19 protein-coding genes are annotated in these 25094 nt (G+C 66.5%); 9 read left to right on the top strand and 10 right to left on the bottom strand.

The annotated features are described in order from the left end of the window. Positions 1–32 precede the first annotated feature (32 nt). Entirely contained in the window at positions 33–1961 is a 1929-nt protein-coding gene (locus tag C7401_RS26345) for an ATP-binding cassette domain-containing protein (RefSeq protein WP_112174353.1), read from the top strand. A gap of 51 nt (positions 1962–2012) precedes the next feature. Here the strand turns inward: C7401_RS26345 and C7401_RS26340 are convergent, their stop codons facing one another. After that, entirely contained in the window at positions 2013–2366 is a 354-nt protein-coding gene (locus C7401_RS26340) for a HepT-like ribonuclease domain-containing protein (protein WP_220092858.1), read from the bottom strand. Beyond that, positions 2363–2653, bottom strand: a complete 291-nt coding sequence (locus C7401_RS26335; RefSeq protein WP_112174351.1) for a nucleotidyltransferase family protein — start codon at positions 2651–2653, stop codon at positions 2363–2365. Before C7401_RS26335 ends, C7401_RS26340 begins: the two co-directional genes overlap by 4 nt. 342 nt (positions 2654–2995) lie before the next feature. On the opposite strand from C7401_RS26335, the gene C7401_RS26330 reads away from it, so the two are divergent. The 3 genes from C7401_RS26330 (at position 2996) to C7401_RS26320 (ending at position 7940) form a co-directional block, all read left to right on the top strand. Continuing rightward, complete coding sequence (locus C7401_RS26330; RefSeq protein WP_112174382.1) at positions 2996–4987, top strand: DNA topoisomerase IV subunit B; 1992 nt, start codon at positions 2996–2998, stop codon at positions 4985–4987. Between the two features lie 42 nt (positions 4988–5029). Further along, positions 5030–7357 carry a DNA topoisomerase IV subunit A gene (gene parC, locus C7401_RS26325; RefSeq protein WP_112174350.1) on the top strand — a complete coding sequence of 776 codons (2328 nt, stop codon included), beginning with the start codon at positions 5030–5032 and terminating at the stop codon, positions 7355–7357. Between the two features lie 124 nt (positions 7358–7481). Further along, entirely contained in the window at positions 7482–7940 is a 459-nt protein-coding gene (locus tag C7401_RS26320) for a CopD family protein (protein WP_112174349.1), read from the top strand. A 48-nt stretch (positions 7941–7988) separates the two neighbouring features. Here C7401_RS26320 and C7401_RS26315 read toward each other — a convergent pair whose 3' ends face one another. Beyond that, entirely contained in the window at positions 7989–8939 is a 951-nt protein-coding gene (locus C7401_RS26315) for a LysR family transcriptional regulator (protein ID WP_112174348.1), read from the bottom strand. A gap of 162 nt (positions 8940–9101) precedes the next feature. Between C7401_RS26315 and C7401_RS26310 the strand changes: the two genes are divergently transcribed. From C7401_RS26310 to C7401_RS26300, 3 genes are read left to right on the top strand one after another with little or no spacing between them, the layout of a single operon-like run. Beyond that, the gene (locus tag C7401_RS26310) at positions 9102–10430 is read left to right on the top strand and encodes an MFS transporter (protein WP_112174347.1); all 1329 of its coding nucleotides are present in this window, start codon (positions 9102–9104) and stop codon (positions 10428–10430) included. Positions 10431–10473: 43 nt separating this feature from the next. Then, positions 10474–11739 (top strand): Zn-dependent hydrolase, encoded by a 1266-nt coding sequence (locus C7401_RS26305; protein WP_112174381.1) that lies wholly within the window; start codon positions 10474–10476, stop codon positions 11737–11739. A gap of 23 nt (positions 11740–11762) precedes the next feature. After that, positions 11763–12785, top strand: coding sequence for a histone deacetylase family protein (locus C7401_RS26300; protein ID WP_112174346.1), 1023 nt, complete (start codon positions 11763–11765; stop codon positions 12783–12785). Between the two features lie 20 nt (positions 12786–12805). Here the strand turns inward: C7401_RS26300 and C7401_RS26295 are convergent, their stop codons facing one another. From C7401_RS26295 to C7401_RS26265, 7 genes are all read right to left on the bottom strand, one after another. Further along, positions 12806–14008 (bottom strand): chromate transporter, encoded by a 1203-nt coding sequence (locus tag C7401_RS26295; protein ID WP_112174345.1) that lies wholly within the window; start codon positions 14006–14008, stop codon positions 12806–12808. Between the two features lie 99 nt (positions 14009–14107). Then, positions 14108–16480 (bottom strand): bifunctional diguanylate cyclase/phosphodiesterase, encoded by a 2373-nt coding sequence (locus tag C7401_RS26290; protein WP_112174380.1) that lies wholly within the window; start codon positions 16478–16480, stop codon positions 14108–14110. A gap of 396 nt (positions 16481–16876) precedes the next feature. Further along, positions 16877–17755 carry a PhzF family phenazine biosynthesis protein gene (locus tag C7401_RS26285; RefSeq protein WP_112174344.1) on the bottom strand — a complete coding sequence of 293 codons (879 nt, stop codon included), beginning with the start codon at positions 17753–17755 and terminating at the stop codon, positions 16877–16879. A 126-nt stretch (positions 17756–17881) separates the two neighbouring features. After that, positions 17882–18346 carry a RidA family protein gene (locus C7401_RS26280; RefSeq protein ID WP_112174343.1) on the bottom strand — a complete coding sequence of 155 codons (465 nt, stop codon included), beginning with the start codon at positions 18344–18346 and terminating at the stop codon, positions 17882–17884. A 52-nt stretch (positions 18347–18398) separates the two neighbouring features. Next, positions 18399–19598 (bottom strand): aminotransferase-like domain-containing protein, encoded by a 1200-nt coding sequence (locus C7401_RS26275; RefSeq protein ID WP_112174342.1) that lies wholly within the window; start codon positions 19596–19598, stop codon positions 18399–18401. 112 nt (positions 19599–19710) lie between these two features. Next, positions 19711–20616: a DMT family transporter gene (locus C7401_RS26270; protein ID WP_112174341.1), complete on the bottom strand. Its 906-nt coding sequence runs from the start codon at positions 20614–20616 to the stop codon at positions 19711–19713. A 21-nt stretch (positions 20617–20637) separates the two neighbouring features. Then, positions 20638–21330 (bottom strand): VOC family protein, encoded by a 693-nt coding sequence (locus tag C7401_RS26265; RefSeq protein ID WP_112174340.1) that lies wholly within the window; start codon positions 21328–21330, stop codon positions 20638–20640. A gap of 187 nt (positions 21331–21517) precedes the next feature. Between C7401_RS26265 and C7401_RS26260 the strand changes: the two genes are divergently transcribed. After that, positions 21518–23023, top strand: coding sequence for an aminotransferase-like domain-containing protein (locus tag C7401_RS26260; RefSeq protein ID WP_112174339.1), 1506 nt, complete (start codon positions 21518–21520; stop codon positions 23021–23023). 154 nt (positions 23024–23177) lie between these two features. Continuing rightward, entirely contained in the window at positions 23178–25091 is a 1914-nt protein-coding gene (gene htpG / locus C7401_RS26255; RefSeq protein WP_112174338.1) for a molecular chaperone HtpG, read from the top strand. Positions 25092–25094: the final 3 nt, after the last annotated feature.

The following is a 25094-nucleotide window of genomic DNA, read 5'->3' as shown; positions in this document are numbered from 1 at the left end:
TTCAGGTCCACCGCACGCATCGCTTTCCATCCATGTCGCTTTACACCATCACAGGCGCGCAACTGGCGTTTGGCCACGTCGCGCTGCTCGATCACGCGGACTTTTCGCTCGAAGCCGGCGAGCGCGTCGGGCTGATCGGCCGCAACGGCGCGGGCAAGTCGTCGCTGCTCACCATCGTTGCCGATCTCGCGAAGCCCGACGACGGCCTCGTCACGCGCCAGCAGGAACTTTCGACCGTCTACGTGCCGCAGGAGCCCGACTTTGACGCCGACGCCTCGGTGTTCGACACCGTCGCCTCGGGCCTCGGCGAAGTGCGCGCATTGCTCGACGAATACGACGCTGTCGCGCACAAGCTCGCGGACACGCCCGAAGGCGCGGAGCACGACGCGCTGCTCGCGCGCATGAACACGCTGCAATCGTCGCTCGATCACGCCGACGCCTGGAACTGGCGCACGCGCGTGGCCACGACGCTCGCGCAAATCGGCCTGGAAGGCGACGCGCGCGTGGGCGCGCTCTCGGGCGGCATGCAAAAACGCGTGGCGCTTGCGCGTGCGCTCGTCGTGCAGCCCGATATCCTGCTGCTCGACGAGCCGACCAACCACCTCGACTTCGACGGCATCCGCTGGCTCGAAGAACTGCTCGTGACCCAGCGCTCGAGCCTGCTCTTCATCACCCACGACCGCGCGTTTCTCGACCGCGTGGCCACGCGCATCGTCGAACTCGATCGCGGCAAGCTGCTCTCGTATCCGGGCAACTTCTCGCAATATCAGGAGCGCAAGGCGCAGCAACTCGAAGTCGAGCGCGTGGAGAACGATAAGTTCGACAAGCTGCTCGCGCAGGAAGAAGTGTGGATCCGCAAGGGCGTGGAAGCGCGCCGCACGCGCAGCGTCGGACGCATCGCGCGGCTCGTGCAGATGCGCCATGACCGCGAGGAACGCCGCAACGTGCAGGGCAACGTGAAGCTCGACGTGGCGCAGGGTGAGAAGTCGGGCAAGATCGTCGCCGAACTCACGGATGTCGTGAAGCGCTACGGCGGCCGCACGATCGTCGACAACTTCTCGACGACGGTCATGCGTGGCGACAAGATCGGCTTCGTCGGTCCGAACGGCGCGGGCAAGACCACGCTGCTCAAACTGATTCTCGGCGAGCTGAAGCCCGACGCCGGTACGGTGCGCGTGGGCACGAATCTGCAAGTGGCGTACTTCGACCAGATGCGCGCGCAGCTCGACATGGAAAAGAGTCTCGCCGATACGATCAGCCCCGGCAGCGACTGGGTCGAGATCAACGGCGCGAAGAAGCACGTGATGAGCTATCTCGGCGACTTCCTGTTCGCGCCCGAGCGCGCGCGTTCGCCCGTGAAGTCGCTTTCGGGCGGCGAGCGCAATCGTCTGCTGCTCGCGCGCTTGTTCGCGCGGCCCGCGAACGTGCTGGTGCTCGACGAACCGACCAACGACCTCGACATTCCGACGCTCGAACTGCTCGAAGAATTGCTCACCGACTACGACGGCACCGTGTTGCTCGTGAGCCACGACCGCGCGTTTCTCGACAACGTGGTGACTTCGGTGATTGCCTCAGAGGGTGAAGGGCGCTGGCGCGAGTACGTGGGCGGCTTTACCGACTGGCAGACGCAGAGCACCCGCGCGCAGGAGATTGCCGAGGCGCGTGCGCCGAAGGAAGCGGCGCCCGTGGCGGCAGCGCCCAAGGACAGCGCAGCGGGGCGCAACGCCCAGCGCACGGTGAAGCTCTCGTTCAAGGAGCAGCGCGAGCTGGAGGAGCTGCCCAAGCGCATCGAGGCGCTGGAGACGGAGCAGAAGACCATCGGCGCGAAGATCGAGGACGGTTCGGTCTTCGCGAAGGATGCGCAGGAAGGCGCGCGCCTGACCGAGCGCTACGCGGCGATCGACGAGGAGTTGCTCCTTGCGCTGGAGCGGTGGGAGGAGTTGGAGAGCAAGCGCAAGTGATGACGTAGAGCGTTCGCGAAAGTGAAGGATGGCGGTCCAGGGGGCCGCCTTCTATGCAAGGTTCAGGCGCCGCAAGGCGTGTTCCAGTTCCGGGAGATCGTGCTGTACGGTTTTCCAGACCGTCTGCGCGTTGATTGCAAAATAGCCGTGCGAGATGCGGTTGCGCATATCGTAAGCGTCCTGCCACGGAATCTCGGGATGGTCGGCGGCGAAAGCGTGGTTGGCGAGCATTACGTTGTGTGCTGCTTCGCCGAGGATTTGCAGGTTCAGTACAACGGCGTCAATGACCACTTGTGTGGATTCAAACGTTTCCGATGTCAGTGGAGCGGTGTATTCGCGAATGCGCCCGATCGCCACAAGCATGTGCTCGACGTAATCGGGGATCCGTAGCTCCTTTTTCCTCACACCGGAACCGCCTCGATGATCACCTGTGCGCGCATGCGTTCCGGCAGATCCGTTGGGGTGCGCACATCGACAGGCACACCGAGCAGGGTTTCGAGCTGCCTTTGAATACGCGCGAGGTCGAACAGGGAAGTTTCCGGTGTCGGATCGACGAGCAGATCGAGGTCGCTATCCTCGTCGTCCTCGTTGCGCGCGGACGACCCGAACACGCGCGCATTGGTTGCGTGATGGCTCGCGACAATCGCGCGGATTTCGGCGCGGTGCGCGCGCAAGGCTTCCGATGGTCTCATGACGGGGCAACGCTCCCAAACGGTGCAACAGTCCGGTTGAAATGGTGGAGGCAAGCACCCTGCCACACGCGCCCATTCTACGCGACTCACCCCACGCTCCACCCCTCGGCCGAACGGCCAATCCTCGCGCAAATTGCCGTACGAGCCCAAATCAGTACAATACCTCGCGAATTCGAACAACTGCGTGACCGACCGCACCGCCGCGAGCGCATCTGCCACCGCGGCGTGCAGTCGGTTCACCGCATTGTTTCGTATCGGTTTTTTTGAACGCTCAACGCGTTTTCCCCGCAGATGTCCACAGGACCTGTGGACAAGCGCGCGGACAACCCCCTGTGGATCACCATGTCAACGAAGAAGTCCAACGCTGCGAACACTGGCTATAGCGAAGCGTCGATCAAGGTGCTCAAGGGCCTCGAGCCCGTCCGGCAGCGGCCGGGCATGTATACGCGCACCGAGAATCCGCTGCACATCATCCAGGAAGTCATCGACAACGCCTCGGACGAAGCGCTCGGCGGCTACGGTCGCCGCATCACCGTGACGCTGCACGCCGACCATTCCGTCTCCGTCGAGGACGACGGCCGCGGCATTCCGTTCGGTCTGCATCCTGAAGAAAAAGTGCCGGTCGTCGAGATCGTTTTCACGCGCCTGCACGCGGGCGGCAAGTTCGACAAGGCCGCCGGCGGCGCCTATACGTTCTCGGGCGGCCTGCACGGCGTGGGCGTCTCGGTCACCAATGCGCTGTCAACACGCCTCGATGTCACCGTGTGGCGCGACGGCAAGGTCGCCGAAATCGGTTTCTCGGACGGCAACGTCACGAGGCCGCTCGCCACGCGCAATGCCACGCGCGACGAAAAGAAAACCGGCACGCGCGTGACCGCGTGGGCCGATCCGAAGTATTTCGACTCGCCCAATCTGCCGCTCGGCGAGCTTCAGCGTCTGCTGCGCTCGAAGGCCGTGCTGCTGCCGGGCGTCGAAGTTACGCTCGTGATCGAGAAAACTGGTGAGCGCCAAAGCTGGAAGTACGAAGACGGCCTGCGCGGCTACCTGCTCGAAGGCATGGGCGGCGCCGACCTGCTGATCCCGCTCTTCGAAGGCGAGCGCTACGCCGACGCCCGCACCACCGACGACACCTTCGCCGAAGGCGAGGGCGCCACGTGGGTCGTGGCGTGGAGCGAGGAAGGCTCGCTCACGCGCGAGTCGTACGTGAACCTGATCCCGACGCCCGCGGGCGGCACGCACGAAAGCGGCCTGCGCGACGGTCTGTTCCAGGCTGTGAAAAGCTTTGTCGAGCTGCACAATCTTCAGCCGAAAGGCGTGAAGCTGCTGCCCGAAGACGTGTTTGCGCGCGTCTCGTTCGTGCTCTCGGCCAAGGTGCTCGATCCGCAGTTTCAGGGGCAGATCAAGGAGCGCCTGAACAGCCGCGACGCCGTGAAGCTCGTTTCGTCGTTCTCGCGTCCGGCTTTGGAGTTGTGGCTCAACCAGCACGTCGAGCACGGCAAGAAGCTCGCGGATCTCGTCATCAAGCAGGCCCAGGCGCGCACGCGCGCGGGCCAGAAGGTCGAGAAGCGCAAGAGCTCGGGCGTGGCCGTGCTGCCCGGCAAGCTCACCGACTGCGAATCGACCGACATCGCGCGCAACGAACTCTTCCTCGTTGAGGGCGATTCGGCCGGCGGCTCCGCGAAAATGGGCCGCGACAAGGAGTACCAGGCCATCCTGCCACTGCGCGGCAAGGTGCTCAACACGTGGGAGACCGAGCGCGACCGCTTGTTCGCGAACAATGAAGTGCACGACATTTCGGTGGCGATCGGCGTCGATCCGCACAGCCCCGACGAAACCGTCGATCTCTCGAACCTGCGTTACGGCAAGATCTGCATTCTCTCGGACGCGGACGTGGACGGCTCGCACATCCAGGTGCTGTTGCTCACGCTGTTCTTCAAGCATTTCCCGCAACTGATCGAGCGCGGCCACGTATGCGTGGCGCGCCCGCCGCTGTTCCGTGTGGACGCGCCCGCGCGCGGCAAGAAGCCCGCGCAGAAGCTCTACGCGCTCGACGAAGGCGAACTCGAAGCGATTCTCGACAAGCTGCGCAAGGACGGCGTGCGCGAAACGCAGTGGACCATCAGCCGCTTCAAGGGCCTTGGCGAAATGAGCGCCGAGCAGCTCTGGGACACGACGATGAACCCCGACACGCGGCGCCTTTCGCCCATCGCGCTCGGCGACCTCGACTACGAGGCGACGGTTGCGCGCATGACGATGCTCATGGGCAAGGGCGAAGCGGCTTCGCGCCGTTCGTGGCTCGAAGAGAAGGGCAACGAAGTCGAAGCGGACATCTAAGCAGACGTCTGAACGCGCACACGATTACGGATTGATTGAAACATGGACGATCTTTTTGCTGAAGTGACGGACGCCCCGAACGGCGACACGCTCACGCTCGGCCACTACGCGGAACGCGCGTACCTCGACTACGCCGTGAGCGTGGTGAAGGGCCGCGCGCTGCCCGATGTCTGCGACGGCCAGAAGCCGGTGCAGCGCCGCATTCTCTTCGCGATGAACGAAATGGGTCTCGGCGACAACGCCAAGCCCGTGAAGTCGGCGCGCGTGGTGGGCGACGTGCTCGGTAAATACCACCCGCACGGCGACCAGTCGGCATACGACGCGCTCGTGCGTCTTGCCCAGGACTTCTCGATGCGCTATCCGCTCATCGACGGCCAGGGCAATTTCGGCTCGCGCGACGGCGACGGCGCAGCGGCCATGCGCTACACCGAAGCGCGCTTGACGCCTATCGCCAAGCTGCTGCTCGACGAAATCGACATGGGTACCGTCGATTTCATGCCGAACTACGACGGCTCGTTCCAGGAGCCGAAGACGCTGCCCGCGCGCCTGCCCATGCTGCTGCTCAATGGCGCGTCGGGTATCGCGGTGGGTCTCGCGACCGAAATCCCTTCGCATAACCTGCGCGAAGTCGCGTCGGCAGCGGTGGCGATGATTCGGAACCCTAAGCTTTCGCACGCGGAGATCATGGAAAAGGTGCCGGGGCCCGATTTCCCCGGCGGCGGCCAGATCATTTCGAGCGACGCGGAAATCGCGGCGGCCTACGAGTCGGGCCGCGGCAGCCTCAAGGTGCGCGCGCGCTGGAAGATCGAGGAGCTCGCGCGCGGCCAGTGGCAACTGGTCGTGACCGAACTGCCGCCGAACACCTCGGGCCAGAAGGTGCTCGAAGAAATCGAGGAGCTCACGAATCCGAAGCTCAAGCTCGGCAAGAAGACGCTCACGCCCGAGCAGTTGCAGAGCAAGCAGACCATGCTCGCGCTCCTCGACGCCGTGCGCGACGAGTCGGGCAAGGACGCACCCGTGCGCCTCGTGTTCGAGCCGAAAACGAGCAAGATCGATCAGGCCGAGTTCGTCAACTCGCTGCTCGCCAACACGAGCCTCGAATCGAACGCGTCGCTGAACCTCGTGATGATCGGCGCCGACGGCCGTCCGCGCCAGAAGGGCATCAGCGAGATTCTGGGCGAGTGGATCGGCTTCCGCTTCGCGACGGTCACGCGCCGCACGCAGCATCGCCTGACCAAGGTCGACGACCGCATCCATATCCTCGAAGGACGGATGATCGTCTTCCTCAATATCGACGAGGTCATCCGCATCATCCGCGAGTCGGACGAGCCCAAGAGCGCGCTGATGAGCGCGTTCGGCCTCTCCGAGCGCCAGGCCGAGGACATTCTTGAAATCCGGCTGCGTCAGTTGGCGCGGCTGGAGAAGATCAAGATCGAGAAGGAACTCGCGGAACTGCGCGAGGAAAAGGCCAAGCTCGAAGAACTGCTCGCCAACGAGTCGTCGATGAAGCGGCTCATCGTGAAGGAAATCGAAGCCGACGCGAAGCAGTACGGCGACGATCGCCGCACGCTGATCCAGCAGGAAAAGCGCGCAAGCTTCGAAGCGCGCGTGGTGGACGAGCCGGTCACGGTGGTCGTCTCGCAGAAGGGCTGGGTGCGTGCGCTCAAGGGCCACGGGCTCGACACGCAAGGCTTCACGTTCAAGGCCGGAGACGGTCTCTATGCGGCGTTCCAGTGCCGCACGCCCGACACGCTCATCGCGTGGGGCAGCAACGGCCGCGTGTATTCGGTGTCGATCGCGAACCTGCCGGGCGGCCGCGGTGACGGCGTGCCGGTCACCTCGCTCATCGAACTCGAAGCGGGCACGCATCTGCTGCATTACTTCGCGGCGAACGCGGAACAGCCCTTGCTGCTGGCGTCGAGCAACGGCTTTGGCTTCATCGCGAAGATCGGCGACATGGTGAGCCGCGTGAAGGCGGGCAAGGCGTTCATGACGATCGACGAGGGCTGCGTGCCGCTCGCGCCGATGCCGATGCTGCCGGGCGCGCTCCACGTGGCGTGTCTTTCGTCGGGCGGACGTCTGCTGGTGTTCGGCCTCGACGAGATGAAGACGCTTTCGGGCGGCGGCCGCGGCGTGACGCTCATGCAACTCGATGATGACGGCAAGACGCGCGAAACGCTCGTGCAGGCGCTGGCGATCGGCGCGTCGGGTGTCGTGCTCGAAGGCACGGGCCGTGGCGGCAAGGCGGGCGAGGACCTGATGGCGGGCGCGGTGCTGGCGCCGCAAATCGGCAAGCGCGCGCGCAAGGGCCGCGCGCCGGACTCGAAGCTCAAGGTCATCACGGGCATGCGCCCGGTGCTGCCGCAGTAAAGAGGGCCGCAATAAAAGGGTGCAGATCCGGCGCGAATCGCGGCGCGGCATGGAATAATGCCGCGCAAAGCCGGTTTGCAGAGCGACACGCGCCGGATCACACACGTTACAAGGGAATTCAAGCATGGGCCACGCGATCGAAATCGCGCTCTTTCTGCATTTGCTGGGCGTCGCCGTCTGGGTGGGCGGCATGATCTTCGCGCATTTCTGCCTGCGCCCCGCGCTCGAGGACCTCTCGCCGCAACTGCGTTTGCCGCTCATCGAGTCGGTGTTCGGCCGCTTTTTCAACTGGGTGGGCGTCGCGATCATCGTGATCCTGCTCAGCGGCGGTTTCCTGCTCATGCAGTTCGGCGGCGGCCACGCCACCTGGCAACTCCACGCAATGGCGGGCCTGGGCGTGTTGATGATGCTGATCTTCGGCCACATCCGCTTTGCCGTGTTTCCGCGCATCCGCCGCGCCGTGCAGGCGCAGAAGTGGCCCGACGGCGCGCGCGCCGTGGGCACGGTGCGCCGGCTCGTCGTCATCAATCTCGTGCTCGGCATCGTGACGATCGGCGTCGCGGTGCTCGCGCGCGGGTTCTGATTTTTTCTTCCAGACCTTTCGCGCCGTTCGCGGCCCGCGCCTGACGTTCTACAGGCGCTCCGCGAGCGCATAGCGCTGCATGCAGCGCTCCATCGCGTCGAAGAACGCTTCTTCGGCCGCATTGCGCTTGCGTTCGCGATGCCACAGCAAGTGGATGTCGACGTCCACGAGCCCTTCCTCCGGCGGCAGCCGCCACAGGCGCTGCCGCGCCAGATCGTCCCGCACCGTATGCTCGGGCAGGCAGCCAATGCCGTAGCCCGCGTAGATCAGCCTGCGCACCTCGTCCAGACTCGGCGACGACGCCACGATGCGCCCCGTAAAGCCGCGTTGATCGCGAAACACCGTGAGCGGCGAGAGGCTGTCGCCGATCTGGTCGCTCGTGAACGAGACGAAATTCTCCGCGAGCAGGTCGTCCATCGTCAGTTGCGAAAGCCCGAAAAGCCGGTGATGCCGGCCGCAGAACATCGCGTAGCGTTGGCGCAGGAAGCAGCGCATGTCGAGCTTGTCGACGGGCGTGCGGCACAGACTCAAGCCTGCCGTCGCGGTCTTTTGCAGGAGTGACGAGATGATGTCCGACGAGCGCATCACTTCGATCTGCAAGTCGATGCGCGGGTAGGCCGTGTGGAACTCCGCGAGAAATTCGTCATACACGCGCGACTCGATGCGGCTCACCGTGAGCAGCCGGATCGAGCCCGTGATGTCGGCGGTGCGCTCGTCGAGCCCGGTTTCGAGCTGCGAGATCGTGCCGTAGATGTCGCTTGCGATCCGGTAGACCTCTTCGCCCGCTTCGGTCGGCACGAACTGCGCGCCACGCCGCTCGATGAGCTTGCGCCCGAGCGCATCCTCCAGGCGCTTGAGCGCCTGGCTCACGGCCGGCTGCGTGACGTACAGGCGCGCGGCGGCGCGGCTCAGGCTGCGCTCCTGCATGATCGCGAGATAGGTGCGCAGCAGGTTCCAGTCGAGACGGTCGTTGAGAAAGCGGGTGGTGTCGGCACGCATGATCGGTGTCCCGGCGTGTGGGTGCGCCTAGGGTATTAGTGAAATTTATGCGAAGAATAATAACGCGAAATTTGACTAATGTTTTGTGGCCAGCGATAAAGCCTGCATGCAACTTGCGCCACCCGGCGCACGACACGAACGCGCCTGAAGGAGACCCGACGCATGGCCACCCCGCAACCCACCGCCCCTGCTGCACGACAGCCGGTGCGCGCCGCCGCCGCGGCGTTCATCGGCACCATGATCGAGTGGTACGACTTTTACATCTACGCCACGGCCGCCGCGCTGGTGTTCGGCGAACTGTATTTCCCCTCCGAAGATCGCTTCGTGAGCACGATGGCGTCGTTCGCGACCTTCGCCGTGGGCTTCTTCGCGCGCCCGCTCGGCGGCCTGATCTTCGGCCACCTGGGCGACCGTATCGGCCGCAAGAAGGCGCTCATGACCACGCTGATGATGATGGGCGTCGCGACCGTCTGCGTCGGCCTGCTGCCGTCATATGCGAGCGTGGGCATGCTCGCGCCGGTGCTGCTCGTGCTGCTGCGCGTGGTGCAGGGCATCGCCGTGGGTGGCGAGTGGGGCGGCGCGGTGCTGATGGCGGGCGAGCACGCGCCCGAAGGCCGCCGCACGTTCTTCGCCTCGTTCGCGCAACTGGGTTCGCCGGCCGGGCTGATTCTTTCGCTGATCGCGTTCCGCGCGGTCACGTCGCTGGAGAAGGCCGACTTTCTTGCGTGGGGCTGGCGTTTGCCGTTCCTCGTTTCGGCCGTGCTGCTCGTGGTCGGCATCATGATTCGCCTGGGCGTGAACGAGTCGCCCGAGTTCGAGAAGCTCAAGGACGAGCGCCGCACGCTCAAGCTGCCCGTGGCCGAGGTGTTCCGATCGGCGTGGGGTCTCGTGCTGCTGTGCATCGGCGCGAACACCATCGGCATTGCGGGCGTGTACTTCACCAACACGTTCATGATCGCGTACACCACGCAGTACGTCGGCGTCACGCGCTCGCTCATTCTCGACTGCCTGTTCGCGGTCGCGATCATCCAGTTCCTCGTACAGCCCGTCGCCGCGTGGCTCGCCGAACGCATGGGCGGCGCGCGCTTCCTCAAGTGCGCGGCGCTCGCCGCCATGCTCTCGCCGTACCCGATGTTCGTGCTCGTGCAAAGCGGCAAGGTCGTGCCAATGGTGATCGGCATCGCGCTGGCCGTGGTCTGCATGGCGAGCTTCTACTCGGTGATCGCGGGCTTCGTTTCCGGCGTGTTCCCCACGCGCGTGCGCTACTCCGCCATTTCGCTCTCCTACCAGGTGTGCGGCGCGATCGCGGGCGGTCTCACGCCGCTCGTGGGCACCTGGCTCGCGCATCGCTATGTGGGGCAGTGGTGGCCGCTTGCCGTGTTCTATACGTGCCTTGCAGGCGTTTCGCTCCTGAGCATCGTCGCGCTCGACGCGCGCCGCCACGAGCATGCGCATGACGACGCCGCCGCCGAGGCGCTGGGCGCGCGTTGATGGCGTGCGTGCAATGAATTGTTCGACCGAAATGGAAGTCGCGATGAAAGACCTTTTGCAGATAGACGGCCCGCGCCTGTGGGCGAGCCTCATGGAAATGGCGCGCGTGGGCGCGACGGCGGGCGGCGGCGTGCGCCGTCTCGCGCTCACCGAAGAGGACCGGCGCGGGCGCGAACTGTTCGCGCGCTGGTGCCGCGAGGCGGGCATGACGGTGTGGACCGACGCAGTCGGCAACCTGTTCGCGCGCCGCGAGGGCGACGACGCGCAGGCCGCGCCCGTGCTGATGGGCAGCCACCTCGACACGCAGCCCGAAGGCGGGCGCTTTGACGGCGTGTACGGCGTGCTGGCCGCGCTCGAAGTCGTGCGTGCGCTCAACGACGCCGGCGCGCGTACGGTGAAACCCATCGAGATCTGCTCGTGGACCAACGAGGAGGGCGCGCGCTTCACGCCGGCGATGCTGGGCTCGGCGGTGTTCGCGGGCGCGATGACACTGGACGATGCGCTGTCGCGCACGGACGCCGACGGCGTGACGCTGGGCGCCGCGCTCGACGCTTGCGGCGCGCGCGGTACGCGGGCGGTGCAAGGCGTGGCCGTCGATGCCTATTTCGAAGCTCATATCGAGCAAGGCCCGATTCTGGAGGCGAACGGCACGACCATCGGCGTCGTGACGGGCGGCCAGGCGATTCGCTGGTTCGACGTGAACGTGACGGGCGTGGCCGCGCATGCGGGCACGACGCCCATGCGCTATCGCAAGGACGCGTGGTTCGGCGCCGCGCAGATGTCGCTCGACATCGAGCGCGTGATGGCGCGCTACGCGCCGCTCGGTCTCGTCACGATCGGCCAGGCGCAGATCGCGAATTCGTCGCGCAACACGATCGCGGCCAATCTCACGTTCACGGTCGATCTGCGGCATCCCGACGACGCCCGGATCGACGCGATGGAGCGCGACTTGCGCGAGGTCTGCGCGGCGGTGGGCGCGCAGCGTGGCCTGGGCGTGCAGATCGCGCATTGCTGGACGAGCCCGGCCACGCCGTTCGACGCGCAGTGCGTCGCGCTGGTCGCGCAGGCGACGCAGCGCTTCGGTTATCCGCACGAGCGTATCGTGAGCGGCGCGGGCCACGACGCGATCCACCTCGCGCGTTACTGCCCGACCGCGATGGTGTTCATCCCCTGCGTGGACGGGCTTTCGCACAACGAAGCCGAGGACGCCCTGCCGTCGGACGTCGCCGCCGGTGCGAACGTGCTGCTCAACGCCGTGGCCGCGCGCGCGGGCGTGCGCGTAGCCACTGCCGTGGACGCGGACGCGTGAGAAAAATAGAAGGAGAACTGAACATGAAAACCTGGTTTCACCCCGACCAACTGCTGCACCATCCGCGCGCCTATTTCTCTCGCGGCCAGTTGCGCGAGCCACAGGAAGTGCCGCAACGCGCCGAGCATCTCGTCGCCGCGGCGCATTCGCTCGGCTTCGACGTGCAGGCGCCCGCCGACTTCGGCACCGCGCCCATCGCCGCCGTGCACGACATGAACTATCTGCGTTTTCTCGAAGAGGCGCACGCCGAATGGAAGCGCGTGCCCGAGGACTGGGGCGAAGAGGTGATGTCGAACATCTACGTGCGCGAGCCGAATCCGCTGCGCGGCGTGCTCGCCCAGGCGGCGCGCTATCTCGCGGACGGCAGTTGCCCCGTGGGCGCCAACACCTGGCGCGCGGCGTACTGGTCGGCGCAGAGCGCGCTGGCGGCAGCCGCATGCGTGAACGACGGCGCGCGCGAGTCGTACGCGCTCTCGCGCCCGCCCGGCCACCACGCGCGCGCCGACGCGGCGGGCGGCTTCTGTTATCTCAACAACGCGGCCATCGCGGCGCAGTCGCTGCGCAGCCGCTTCAAGCGCGTGGCGATTCTCGACACCGACATGCACCACGGCCAGGGCGTGCAGGAAATCTTCTACGGCCGCGACGACGTGCTCTATATCTCGATCCACGGCGACCCGACCAACTTCTATCCCGTGGTCGCGGGTTACGAGGATGAGCGCGGCAATGGCGCGGGCGAGGGCTACAACGTCAATCTGCCGATGCCGCATGGCGCCTCCGAAGCGGTGTTCTTCGAGCGCGTGGAAGCGGCGCTGCGCGTGCTCAGGCGCTTCCAGCCAGATGCGCTCGTGCTTGCGCTCGGCTTCGACATCTACAAGGACGATCCGCAGTCGAAAGTCGCCGTGACGACCGAAGGCTTTGGCCGGCTCGGCTCGGCGATCGGCGCGCTCGGGCTGCCTTCGGTGATCGTGCAGGAGGGCGGCTATCACCTCGAAAGCCTCGAAGACAACGCGCGCGCGTTCTTCGGCGGCTTCGCGCGCTCGCGCTAGTCACCCAGGCGTTGGGCCGCTCAGGCCCATAGCAGCCACGCCCCGCACGCGAGTCCTACGGTCGCGTAGACCGCGTACGCGGGCAGCTTGAGCTTGCCGAAGCACATCGCCGCGAAAACAGCCGTCAGCAGATAGGGCGGATGCAGCGGCACGCGCCGCGCGATGTGCCACACGGCAATCGCGAGAAATGCGGTCGTGGCGGCCCGCAGCACGCGCATGGCGTGCTCGAAGCGCGGGTTCGCCTTCATGCCGTGCAAGTGGCGCTGCGCGAGCACGACGAGGCAACCCGAAGGCACGAACAGCGCAAGCGTGGCGACGAGCGCGCCCATCCAGCCATCCACGAGATAGCCGAAGAAGGGCACCACGTTCAGGAGCGGCCCAGGCGAGAGCGGGGAGAGCGTGAACGCCAGCGTGAAGTCGTCGTTGGTGATGCCCACCGTGGGCGTGACGAACAAGGTCTTGAGCACCGGCAGCGCCGAAAATCCGCCGCCGAACAGTGTCATGCCCGCGCCGGCGAGCCGTGGCCATAACAACGCGGCGTCGAGCCGATGCGGCAGCGGCAGCGCGAACACGACGATCAGCGCGGCAAGCGCGGCGAGCAACTGCAAGTCGCGCCGCGTCACGCGCAAGTCGGGACGCTTTGAAGGCACGGGGCTCGCGAGCCAGCCCGCGGCGAACGCGGCGACGAGAATCGCCACGTAAGCGCCCCCGCTAGCGGCAAGCGCGAGCGCCACGCAAGCCGCGATCGCCACACCCCATTCGAGCGGACCGCGCACGAGCGCGCGGGTCTGCCGGTACCACGTCACGCCGATCAGCATCGCCAGCACCACGCTGAAGTGATCGAGCAGCGTGCGCGAGGCGACCGCGTGCACGAGCGGCGTGCGGTAGAAGATGGCGAACAGCGTCATCAGCGCGAAGAAGGGCAGCACGCTCGCCACGCCCGCGATCCACGCACCCGCGCGTCCGCGCAGCGCGTGGCCGAGCTGCACGGCCACGTTGCAGCCCACCGGGCCCGGCACCATCCAGGCGAGCGCGACGAGATCGGAGAACGCGGTTTGCGTGAGCCGCTTCTCGCGCACGACGTAGTGCTGTTCGAGTTGCGCCATGAGTGCGAGGCCGCCCCACGAGAGCGCGGAGACGCCCAGCACGACGCGAAAGAGCGTCAGAAGCGGTTCGTCGTCGCGGGCGGGCGCGGCGCGCGCGTCGTCGGGGCGGGTTGGCATGGCAGGCTCATGCGGCAGAAGGCGCGTGCTCGGAGGGGAATCGGGGGAGGGCGCGTCGCGCTGCACTCGTTCGGAGCGTCACGCGAGGCGGCCGGCGCGTCAGCGCGATTGCGGCGCGTCGCTCAGGCGCTCGTTGTGGCGGTCGTCGCGCGTGGCATTCGTGCCCGGTTGCGCCGCGCTGCACACGCCGAAACGCTCGATCAGCGCGGCCACGCCTTCCACGGGCACGGGGCGCGAGAACAGGAAGCCCTGCGCCTCGATCGGCCCGAGCGCGGAGAGCCACGCGATCTGCTCTTCCGTTTCGGTGCCTTCCACGACCACCGTGAGCCCGAGCGAGCGCGCGAGGTTGACGATCGCCGAGACCATCACGCACACGCTGCGGTCGGCGGGAATGGCCTGCACGAACGAGCGGTCCACCTTGAGCGTGTCCACGGCGAAGCGGTTCAGGTAGGACAGCGAAGAATAGCCGGTGCCGAAGTCGTCGAGCGCGACGCGCACGCCCAGCCGCTTCAACGCGAAGATCTTCTCCGAAACCAGTTCCGGGTACTCCATCATCGCGGTTTCGGTGATCTCGAGTTCGAGCCGGTGCGCGGCAATGCCCGTTTCCTCGATGGCGTGCGCCACGGTCTCGTAGAGGTCGCCGCGCCAGAACTGCACCGCCGAGATATTGATGGCGAGCGTGAGCGATTCGTAGCCCTGCTGCTGCCAGACCGCGAGCTGCGCGCAAGCCGTGCGGATCACGAAGTCGCCCACGGGCACGATGAGGCCCGTGGACTCGGCCACCGGAATGAATTCGCCCGCCGGAATGAGACCGTACTGGGGATGGTTCCAGCGCACCAGCGCTTCGAATCCCGTGATGCAGCGGCGGCGCAAATCGATCTTCGGCTGGTACGCCAGAAAGAGCTGGTCTTCGGCGAGCGCGACGCGCAGTTGCTGCTCCCACTTCATCAGATGGTCGGCGCGGTGGGCGAGCTGCGGCGAGTAGAAGCGAAAGCAGTTGCGCCCGGCCTCCTTCGCGGCGTACATGGCGAGGTCGGCCTTCTTGAGCAGGTCGATCTCGCTTTCGTGCGCCACGGCGAAGAGCGCAATGCCCGTGCTCGCGTGCAGCACGAAGGCGCTGCCGCGCACGTCGAACGGATGCGTGAACGCGGCGTTGGTGGCCTCGGCCAGCGCGATGGCGCGCTTTTCGATGTCGTCGCCTTTCACGATCACCACGAACTCGTCGCCGCCGATGCGCGCGAGCGTGCCCGCGCCGCCCACGGCGTCGGCGAGGCGCGCGGCGCTCATCTGGAGCACGATGTCGCCCGCGTTGTGGCCGAGCGTGTCGTTGACGGTCTTGAAGTTGTCGAGGTCGATGAAAAGGATCGCGAGGTGCCCGAGGTTGCCCGGCTGCGAGACTTCGTGGCGCAGGCGTTGCAGCGTGGCGTAGCGGTTGGGCAGGCCCGTGAGCAGGTCGTACTGCACGAGTTGCGACATCTCGCGTTCGCGCCCGAGCAGCTTGCCGATCAACCCCGTGGCCACGGCGAAGAACGAGAGCATGGCGAGCGAGATGAACGTCGCCATCATCAGGTACACATCGCGCGTGTGGTTGTAGTCGGCGAACTCCTCGGTCTGCGAGAGGCCGACCAGCACGGCGAGCGGATAGCCGTCGATATGGCGGTACGAGACGATGCGCGTGACGTGATCGATCGGGTCGACATAGGTGCCCGACACATGCTCCGAGATCGGGTACACGCCGCTTGCCGAGAACGTGCCGCTCGCGCGTTCGGCGCTGCCCGTGCGGCGCGCGAGCACGGCGCCCGTGTCGGAAATCACGGCGATCACGCCGTCACGGCCGATCGCGGCGTTGTTGTAGAAGTCGCTGGTGAAGTAGCTCGGGTCTTCCGACACGACCACCACGCCCGCGAACGAGCCGTCGGGGTGATTGAGGCGGCGCGTCATCTGCAAGGTCCAGTGGCCGGACACGCGCCCGAGCACCGGCTTGCTGATGTAGAGCTGGTCGTCGTTCTCGTGCTCGTGCACCTTGAAGTGCTCGCGGTCCGAGAGGTCGATGGGCTTGGGATTGGGGTCGGCGGTATTGGCGATGAGCTTGCCGTGCTCGTCGATGAGCGACACCTGCACGAGCGAGTCGCTCTGCACCACGCCCTTTTCCACGGTGCTCGCGAGGTTGAAGTGCTCCGGCGACTTCTCGAACTCGTACTTCACGAAGCGCGTGATCTGGTCGACCTGATGGATCGCCTTGACGGTGTGCTGTTCGAGCGCCGCCGAAAGGATGGCCGCCGAGGCCGTGGCCTCGCGCAGAGTCGCTTCTTTTTCGACCGAGAGTCGCGTGAAGATGACCGCCCACAGCAGCACCAGCACGAGCACGCCCAGCAGCGGAATGGCGAGCAGCGTGCGCGGGCGCGTATAGGCGGGACCCGGCCCGCCGCGCAGGCTGGACTCGCGCGGGAACGGTCCCCGGGTCGTGCTCATCGCGGCCGCCGTACGCGCGTAACGCCACGCCGCGGATGCGGTAGCCAGGACGGCAACGGAGCGCTCGGATGGATCGGCGGCATGAATGTCGGGAAGACCGGGGAATACGCGCATTGCGCGCAAACGATGAACGCCGGACGCGCATTGCGTCCGATGTTTCGATATTAATGGTTGGGGAATGATTAAGGAAGCCATGCTCCCTCGGGTATACGCCAGTCTCGCACTCGCGGCGTGATCGCACCGATGTGCGGCGCATAGACGCGTGATGGCGCATACCCGCCGATTTGCGGCGCATTGTGGCGCATCGCGGCGCGGCGGGGCGCCGGCGATGCCGCATGCATCACGAAGGCAAGGGCGGCGCGCCCGGACGTCCGCGCGCCCACATGCCTCGTGCGCCTAGCGCAGCCGGAAGGTGCCGTCGACGACCGTCACCGCGTGGCCGCCCACCCAGATTTTGCCGGCGGCATCGTCGTATTCCACATGCACGCGCCCGTCACGGCCGAGCGCCGTGCCCTGGCGCACCGTATAGCGTGCGCCCGGGCGACGATTTTGCTGTTCGAGCAGCATGGCGATGGCCGCGTTCGCGCTGCCGGTCACGGGGTCTTCACCCTTGCCGAGGCCGGTCATCAGGCAGCGCACTTCGAAGGTTGCGGGGCCGTCGGCTTCGTGCGGGCCGTAGGCGGCCACGCCATGCGCGCCCACGCTCGCGGCGATGTCATCGATCGCCGCGTAATCGACGTCGAGCGCGAGCACCGCCTGCGCCGAAGCGAGCCGCACGACGAGCCACGGCGCGCCGTTGTTCACGCCGCAGGGCGCGGCCGTGAAGTCGATGGCGTCCGAGCGCAGCGCGGCGCGCAAGGCGTCGAACTGCGCGGCGGCGAGCGGCGTGACCGGCGCGGGCGGCGCGGCGAACGCCCACGCGCCGCCTTCCACCGCGGCCAGATCGATCAGTCCCGCGCCGCATTCCTGCACGAGGCGGCCGGGCGTCTTCGGCGTGCCGCCGCTTTCGCGGAATGCATGCGCCGTGCCAAGCGTCGGGTGGCCCGCGAAGGGCAATTCGCCCTTGGTCGTGAAGATGCGCACGCGGTAATCGGCGCGCGCGTCGGTGGGGGCGAGCAGGAAGCTGGTTTCCGAGAGGTTCGTCCAGCGCGCGATGGCCTGCATTTCGTCACTGCTCAGGTCTTCGGCGTCGAACACCACGGCGAGCGGGTTGCCCTTGAAGGGATGCGACGTGAAGACGTCGACCTGTTTGAAGCGGACGCTGTGCTGGCTCATGGCGGAGTGACAGAAGAAGGGGGAGGGGACGCGGGAGGGTGCGCCGGGTTGCACGAACGCGCAACCGGAAAGCACGCGGGCCCTGATCAGGGCCCGCGTCAATCGCTGAGTGTGGCCTGTGGCCGCTTACTCGACTTCGGCGATCAGTTCGATTTCGACGCACGCGCCAAGCGGAATCTGCGCGACGCCGAAGGCCGAGCGCGCATGCTTGCCCTTCTCGCCGAACACGTCGGCGATCAGCTCCGACGCGCCGTTCGTGACGATGTGCTGCTCGGTGAACGTAAGCGTCGAGTTCACGAGGCTCATGAGCTTGACCACGCGCTTGACCTTGTTGAGGTCGCCCGTGTGGGCGTGCAGCGTGGCGAGCAGGTCGATCGCGATCGAGCGCGCGGCGGCCTTGCCTTCTTCGGTCGTGAGCGTGTCGCCCAGCTTGCCGGCCCACACCTTGCCGTCCTTCTTCGCGATGTGACCGGACAGGTACACCGTGTTGCCGCTCTGGGCGCTCATCACGTAGGCCGCGGCGGGTGCGCCGGCCTGCGGCAGTTCGATGCCGAGCTGTTCGAGACGGTCGTAGATGTTGATGTCAGCCATAGTCAGGATTCCTCGTTCGGGTGTGATGAATCGAAAAGAGCCCGGGTTGCGCTCAGGCGTGCGCGCGGATCAGGGCCGCGAGCTTCGCGACGCCCTCTTCGATCTTCGCGGGCGGCACCGTGACGAACGACAGGCGCAGCTTGTTGTGTTGCGGCTCGTCGGCGAAGAACGGCGCGCCGGGCACGAAGGCCACGTTCTGCGCGACAGCTTCGGCCAGCAGCTTCATGGTGTCGATGTTCGCGGGCAGCGTCACCCAGATGAACATGCCGCCTTCGGGGCGGTTCCAGCTCACGCCTTCGGGCATGTTGCGCTTGAGCGAGTCGAGCATCGCCTCGCACTGGTCGCGATAGAGCGCGCGCACCTTAGGGATGTGCGTGTCGAGGAAGCCGTCCTTCACCACTTCGTAGACGATGCGCTGCGTGAAGGTCGGCGTGTGCAGGTCGGTGGCCTGCTTGGCCTGCACGAGCTTGAAGTGCAGGTCTTCGGGGGCAATGATGTAGCCGAGGCGCAGGCCCGGCGCGAGGATCTTCGAGAACGAGCCGAGATGCACGACATGCTCGGGAGCGAGCGAGTGCACCGTGGGCAGCGGCTCGCCGGCGTAGAGCAGCGCGCCGTAGGGGTCGTCTTCGATCACCGGGAAGGGCGAGTGCTTCGCGAATTCCGCGAGCGCCTGGCGGCGCGCGAGCGGCAGGCGGCGGCCCGTGGGGTTCTGGAAGTTAGGGATCGCGTAGAGCAGGCGTGCGCCGGCCGTGAGCTCCGGCGTCAAGCCCTCGGGCATCAGGCCCTTCTCGTCGGTCGGGACCTGCACGTATTTCGGCTCGTACATCGAGAACGATTGCAGCGCGCCGAGGTAGGTGGGCGTTTCCACGAGCACAGGGCTGTCGGGCGAGATCAGCACCTTGCCGAGCAGGTCGAGCGCCTGCTGCGAGCCGGTGGTGATGAGCACCTGCGAGGCGCGCACCTTCACGCCGCCCACCGAGTGGCGCGCGGCCAGCCATTCGCGCAGCGGCATGTAGCCTTCGGTCGCGCTGTACTGGAGCGCGCCCGCGGGATCGTCGCGCAGGATGCGGTCGGCGGCGGCGCGCATTTCCTCGGCCGGGAAGCTGGCCGGCGCGGGCAGGCCGCCCGCGAACGAAATGACTTCGGGACGCTCGGTGACCTTCAGGATTTCGCGAATTGCCGAGCTGGTCAGCTTGATTGCGCGCTCGGACAGTTGCCACGCGGGCGCGGCTTTGAGATCGCTCTGGTCCATGGGGTCTCCTTGTTGGGGTCGGGCGAGTGGATACACATTCAGGGGCGGCATGGGGCGCGATCACGCGCCGCCGAACGCCGCCGAAAACCTTCGATTATGACGCGAAACCCGCTCACGCGCGCGCCGGAGCCGGGGCCGTGCGAATCGTGGCGCGCCGGCCCAGCACCACCGTGGCGATCACGGCGGCCGCGTAGAGCCATGCGGAGGTCGCGACCTGCTCGCCGAACAGCAGCGCCGAGAAGGCCATCGTGAAGAAAATCTGGAGCAGCTGGACCTGGCCCACGCGCGCCGTGCCGCCCATGGCGAGTCCCGCGTACCACGCGAAAAAGCCGATGAACTGCGAAAACAGCGTGACGTAGCCAAAGGCAAGCCAGGTCTTGAGCGCGACGGGGCCGGGATGCGCCACGTGATGCGCCCACGCGAGCCAGCCCACCGGCAGCAGGAGGAACGGCGCGGAGAGCACGAGCGCCCAGCAGATCACCTGCCAGCCGCCGAGCTGGCGGGCGAGGCGCGCGCCTTCGGCGTAGCCGAGCGCGCCGATGCCCACGGCGATGAGCATCCACGCGTCGCCCGCGTGCAGCGCGCCGCCGCCCGCCTGGAGCGCGAACGCGACCACGAGCGCGCTGCCGATCAGCGCGCTGGCCCAGAACGCCTTCGAGGGCCGCTCATGCGAGAGCCACGCCGCGTAGATCGCCACGGCCAGCGGTTGCAGACCGTTGACGATGGCGCCGTGCGAGGCCGGCACGGTTTTCATCGCGAAGGCGGAAAACACCGGGAACGCGACGATCACGCCGAGCGACACCACGGCGAGGCTCTTGACCTGCGGCCAGGTGGGCCGCTTTTCGCGGCGGATGGCGAGCAGCAGCGCGGCGGGCACGGCGGCCACGAGCGCGCGGCCGAGGCCGTTCAGGAGCGGATGGAATTCGGCGACGACGATGCGCGTCATCGGCAGGGTCAGGCTGAAGATCATGACGCCGACGAGGCCGAGCAGCATGCCTTGGGTTTCGCGTGCTTTCATGCGGGGCTTGCGCTCGACGGATCAGCGTGCCGGCGCGCCGAGCGTGCGCGGTCCGGACGGGGTTTCGAACTGCGCGACGAGCGCGGGCGAGAGGGCTTCCTCCACGGCGATGAGCGCCGACGCGCCGAGCCATTGAAGCTGCTCGCGCACGGTCTCAGCCTGCGGATGGAAGCCGGTGAGCGACGTGAGCGCGATGCCGGTGTCTGCCAGCACCTGCGACGGGTGGTGCGCCGTGTCCCACTGGATCAGCGAGGGCAGAATGCCGTCGCCCGCGCCTTGCCACGACGGGAAAGCGCCGTCCTCGGGCACCGTGAGTTGCCACGAGAAGTCGCCGCGCGTCATCGGCACGAGTGCGGGAATGCGCTGCGGGTACTGCTCGCGCCAGCGCGCGAGATTTTTCGGCGGATCGACGCGTGCGACCCAGTGCGACAGGTACGGGCCTTGTTCCATGCGCGCCTGCACGGCGGCATCGTCGAGCGCGAACAGGCGCGCGCGCGCGTTGGCTGTGCCGCTTTTTGCCGCAGGATCGACGGCGATCACTTCCAGATACACGCCGCCCCACAACCCGAGCAGGCGGTTGTGCGTGCGCATGAGCGGGTGCGCGCCGCCGCCCGCGGGGGCGACGCCGAGCGCATCGCTCACGTACTGCACGCCTTCTTCCAGCGTGCGCGCGGCTACGACGAGGTGATCGAGGCTAAGCGGCGAAGCGTTCATGTGGGGACGCGGCGAGGAATAGTCTTGGGGCCGGAAGGCGGTGGACGAGGCCCGTCTGACAGTGCGTCGACGCCTCGACCGAATCCTTACCGGTACGCATGCAATGAAATGTACCGGTATGGCTGCGGACAGTAACGGTACAATCGGCCCGATAGTGCTCTGTACAGTTCGAGATCAGGGAGAAGTCATGTCGTCCGTTCCGCTCGACCAGATTCCCGCGCCCCACGACGCGGCCACGCTCACGCTCGTCGACCAGCTCGTGCAGTGGGGCCGCCGCCGCATCGAGGAGCGCGTGTTTCGCCCCGGCATGCGCATGCCGTCCATCCGCAAGCTCGCGCTCGACAAGGGCGTGTCGCGTTTCACCGTGGTCGAAGCCTACGAACGGCTGGTGGCGCAGGGCTACCTGGACTCGCGCCGCGGTTCCGGTTTCTACGTGCGCGAGCGCCTAGCGCTCGTGGCGGGCGGCGAGCGCGCGCCGGCGGGCGCGGGTTCGCCCGCGCGCACCGACGCCGCCGCCAAGGTTATCGCGCCCGCGCCGCCCACCCTCGACGTGGTCTGGCTGCTGCGCAACATGCTTCACACGTCCACGCGGCCCGAAAAAGGGCCGGGTCTGGGCTACCTGCCCGCGCGCTGGCTGGACGGCGAACTGCTGGCGGGCGCGATGCGCTCGCTCGGACGCCAGAGCGGCTCGCAACTGCTCGGTTTCGGCTCGCCGCAAGGCTTCCTGCCGCTGCGCCAGCAACTCCAGACGCGCATGGCCGAACTGGAGATCGGCGTGACGCCCGAGCAGATCGTGCTCGTCTCCGGGATCACCCAGGCGATCGACCTGCTTGCGCGCATCTACGTGCAGCCCGGCGACACGGTCGTGGTGGGCGACCCCGCCTGGTTCCAGATGTTCGGCCGCTTCGCCTCGCAGGGCGCGCGGCTCGTGGCCATGCCTTACACGCCCGAGGGGCCCGATCTCGATGCGCTCGAAGCGCTGGTCGAGACCTGGCGCCCGAAAATGCTCGTCATCAACTCGGTGCTGCAAAATCCCACGGGCACGTCGCTCACGGCCGCGCAGGCGTTTCGCATCCTGCGCCTCGCCGAGCAGTACGACTTCATCGTCGTCGAGGACGATATCTACGGCGACCTGTGCCCGGCGGGCTACCCGGCCACGCGTCTCGCGAGCCTCGACCAGTTGCGCCGCGTGATCTACCTCGGCAGTTTTTCGAAGACGCTCGCGCCGAACCTGCGCGTGGGCTATATCGCGAGCGCGCTCGACGTGGCGCAGGCGGTGGCCGACCAGAAAATGCTGGTCGGCATGACGAGTCCCGAACTGAACGAGCGCGTGCTCTATCGCGTGCTGACCGAAGGCCATTACCGCCGCCACGTGGAGCGCCTGCGCGCGCGTCTGGATGGCGTGCGCGACAAGGCCGCGCGCATGCTGGAGCGCGCCGGCTGCCGCCTTTTCACGGCGCCGGGGGCGGGCATGTTCCTGTGGACCGACACGGGCGTCGACGCGGACGCGCTCACGGCGGCGGGCCACGAAGCGGGTTTCCTGCTCACGCCGGGGAGCCTCTTTTCGCCGCACCAGTCGCCCACCACGTGGATGCGCTTCAACATCGCCAATTGCGGCGACCCGGCGCTGCCCGCGTTCCTGGCCGACTATCTCGAAGGCGTGGCCCGGCGCGGCGGCGGCACGCCAGCGTGAATTCGCGGGCGGCGACTCTTGAAAACGGCGGCGTCTGTCCCCAAGTGGGCGGGCGGCGCGCCGCGATGCGAGATTTCGCTTTGTCTTGTTTCGCCGAGAACTCGCGGCCACACATTTGTCAGACCAGAACTGCAACGAAAGAGGACTCTCGACCATGGCCCAAGAAACCATGAGCTTCCAGGCAGAAGTGAAACAGCTTCTGCACCTGATGATCCATTCGCTGTACAGCAACAAGGAAATCTTCCTGCGCGAGCTGATCTCGAACGCGTCGGACGCGGCGGACAAGCTGCGCTTCGAGGCGATCGAAAACAGCGCGCTGTATGAGAGCGATCCGAACCTGCGCATTCGCGTGGGCTTCGACAAGGACGCGCGCACCATCACGATCGACGACAACGGCATCGGCATGAGCCATGACGAAGCCGTGGCGAATCTCGGCACGATCGCGCGCTCGGGCACCAAGGAATTCTTCGGCAAGCTCTCGGGCGACCAGCAAAAGGATGCGGCGCTGATCGGCCAGTTCGGCGTGGGCTTCTATTCGGGCTTCATCGTCGCGGACAAGATCACGGTGGAAAGCCGCCGCGCGGGCCTGCCCGCAGCCGAAGGCGTGCGCTGGACGAGCGCGGGCGAAGGCGAGTTCGCCGTCGAGACGATCGAGCGCGCGCAGCGCGGCACGACCATCACGCTGCATCTGCGCGAAGGCGAAGAAGAACTGCTTTCCGCGTGGAAGCTCAAGTCGATCATCCAGAAGTACTCGGACCACGTCGGCCTGCCCATCGAGATGAAGAAGGAAGAATGGGACGCCGAAAAGAACGAGATGGTCACGAAGGACGACTACGAGACCATCAACCAGGCGAGCGCGCTGTGGACGCGTTCGAAGAGCGAGATCAGCGACGAGCAGTATCAGCAGTTCTATCAGCACCTCGCGCACGATCACCAGAACCCGCTCGCGTGGACGCATAACCGCGTGGAAGGCCGCAGCGAATACACGCAACTGCTGTACGTGCCGTCGCACGCGCCGTTCGACATGTGGAACCGCGACCACAAGAGCGGCCTGAAGCTGTACGTGAAGCGCGTGTTCATCATGGACGACGCCGAGCAACTGCTGCCGAACTACTTGCGCTTCGTGAAGGGCGTGGTCGATTCGAGCGATCTGCCGCTCAACGTCTCGCGCGAAATCCTCCAGGAAAGCCGCGACGTGAAGGCAATTCGCGACGGCGTGACCAAGCGCGTGCTCTCGATGCTCGAAGAGATGGCGAACGCCGTTACGGATACCGAAGCGAAGGAAGAAGACAAGGCGAAGTACGCCACGTTCTGGACCGAGTTCGGCCAGGTGCTCAAGGAAGGCATTGGCGAGGATCACGCCAATCGCGAACGCGTGGCGAAGCTCGCGCGCTTCGCGTCGACGCACAACGAGGCGAACGAGCAGAGCGTTTCGCTCGCCGACTATGTCTCGCGCATGAAGCCCGAGCAGACGAAGATCTACTACGTCACCGCCGATACGTGGCAAGCCGCGAAAAACAGCCCGCACCTCGAAGTGTTCCGCAAGAAGGGCGTGGAAGTGCTGCTGCTCACGGATCGTGTGGACGAATGGATGCTGTCGTTCCTGAACGAGTTCGATGGCAAGCCGCTCGCGAGCGTGGCGCGCGGCGACCTCGACCTCGGCGCGCTCAACGACGAGGAAAAGCAGCAGCAGGAGAAGGTGAGCGAAGAACTCAAGCCGCTCGTCGAGCACATGAAGGAAGCGCTCAAGGACAAGGCCAAGGACGTGCGCCTCACGTTCCGTCTCACGGACTCGCCCTCGTGCCTCGTGGCCGACGAAGGCGACATGAGCGGCTACCTGCAACGCATGCTGAAGGCGGCGGGCCAGCAGGCGCCGCAGATGCAGCCGATTCTCGAAGTGAACCCGGAGCACCCGCTCGTCAAGGCGCTGCATGCGGATAGCGCGGACTTTGGCGACTGGTGCCATCTGCTGTTCGATCAGGCGTTGCTGGCCGAAGGCGGCGCGCTGGAGGATCCGGCGAGCTTCGTGAAGCGCACGAATGCGTTGTTGATCGGGCGCGCCGGCTAAGGT

The organism is Paraburkholderia unamae (assembly GCF_003268775.1).
Lineage (GTDB): Bacteria > Pseudomonadota > Gammaproteobacteria > Burkholderiales > Burkholderiaceae > Paraburkholderia > Paraburkholderia unamae.
This window is presented reverse-complemented; position numbering and strand designations above follow the sequence as displayed.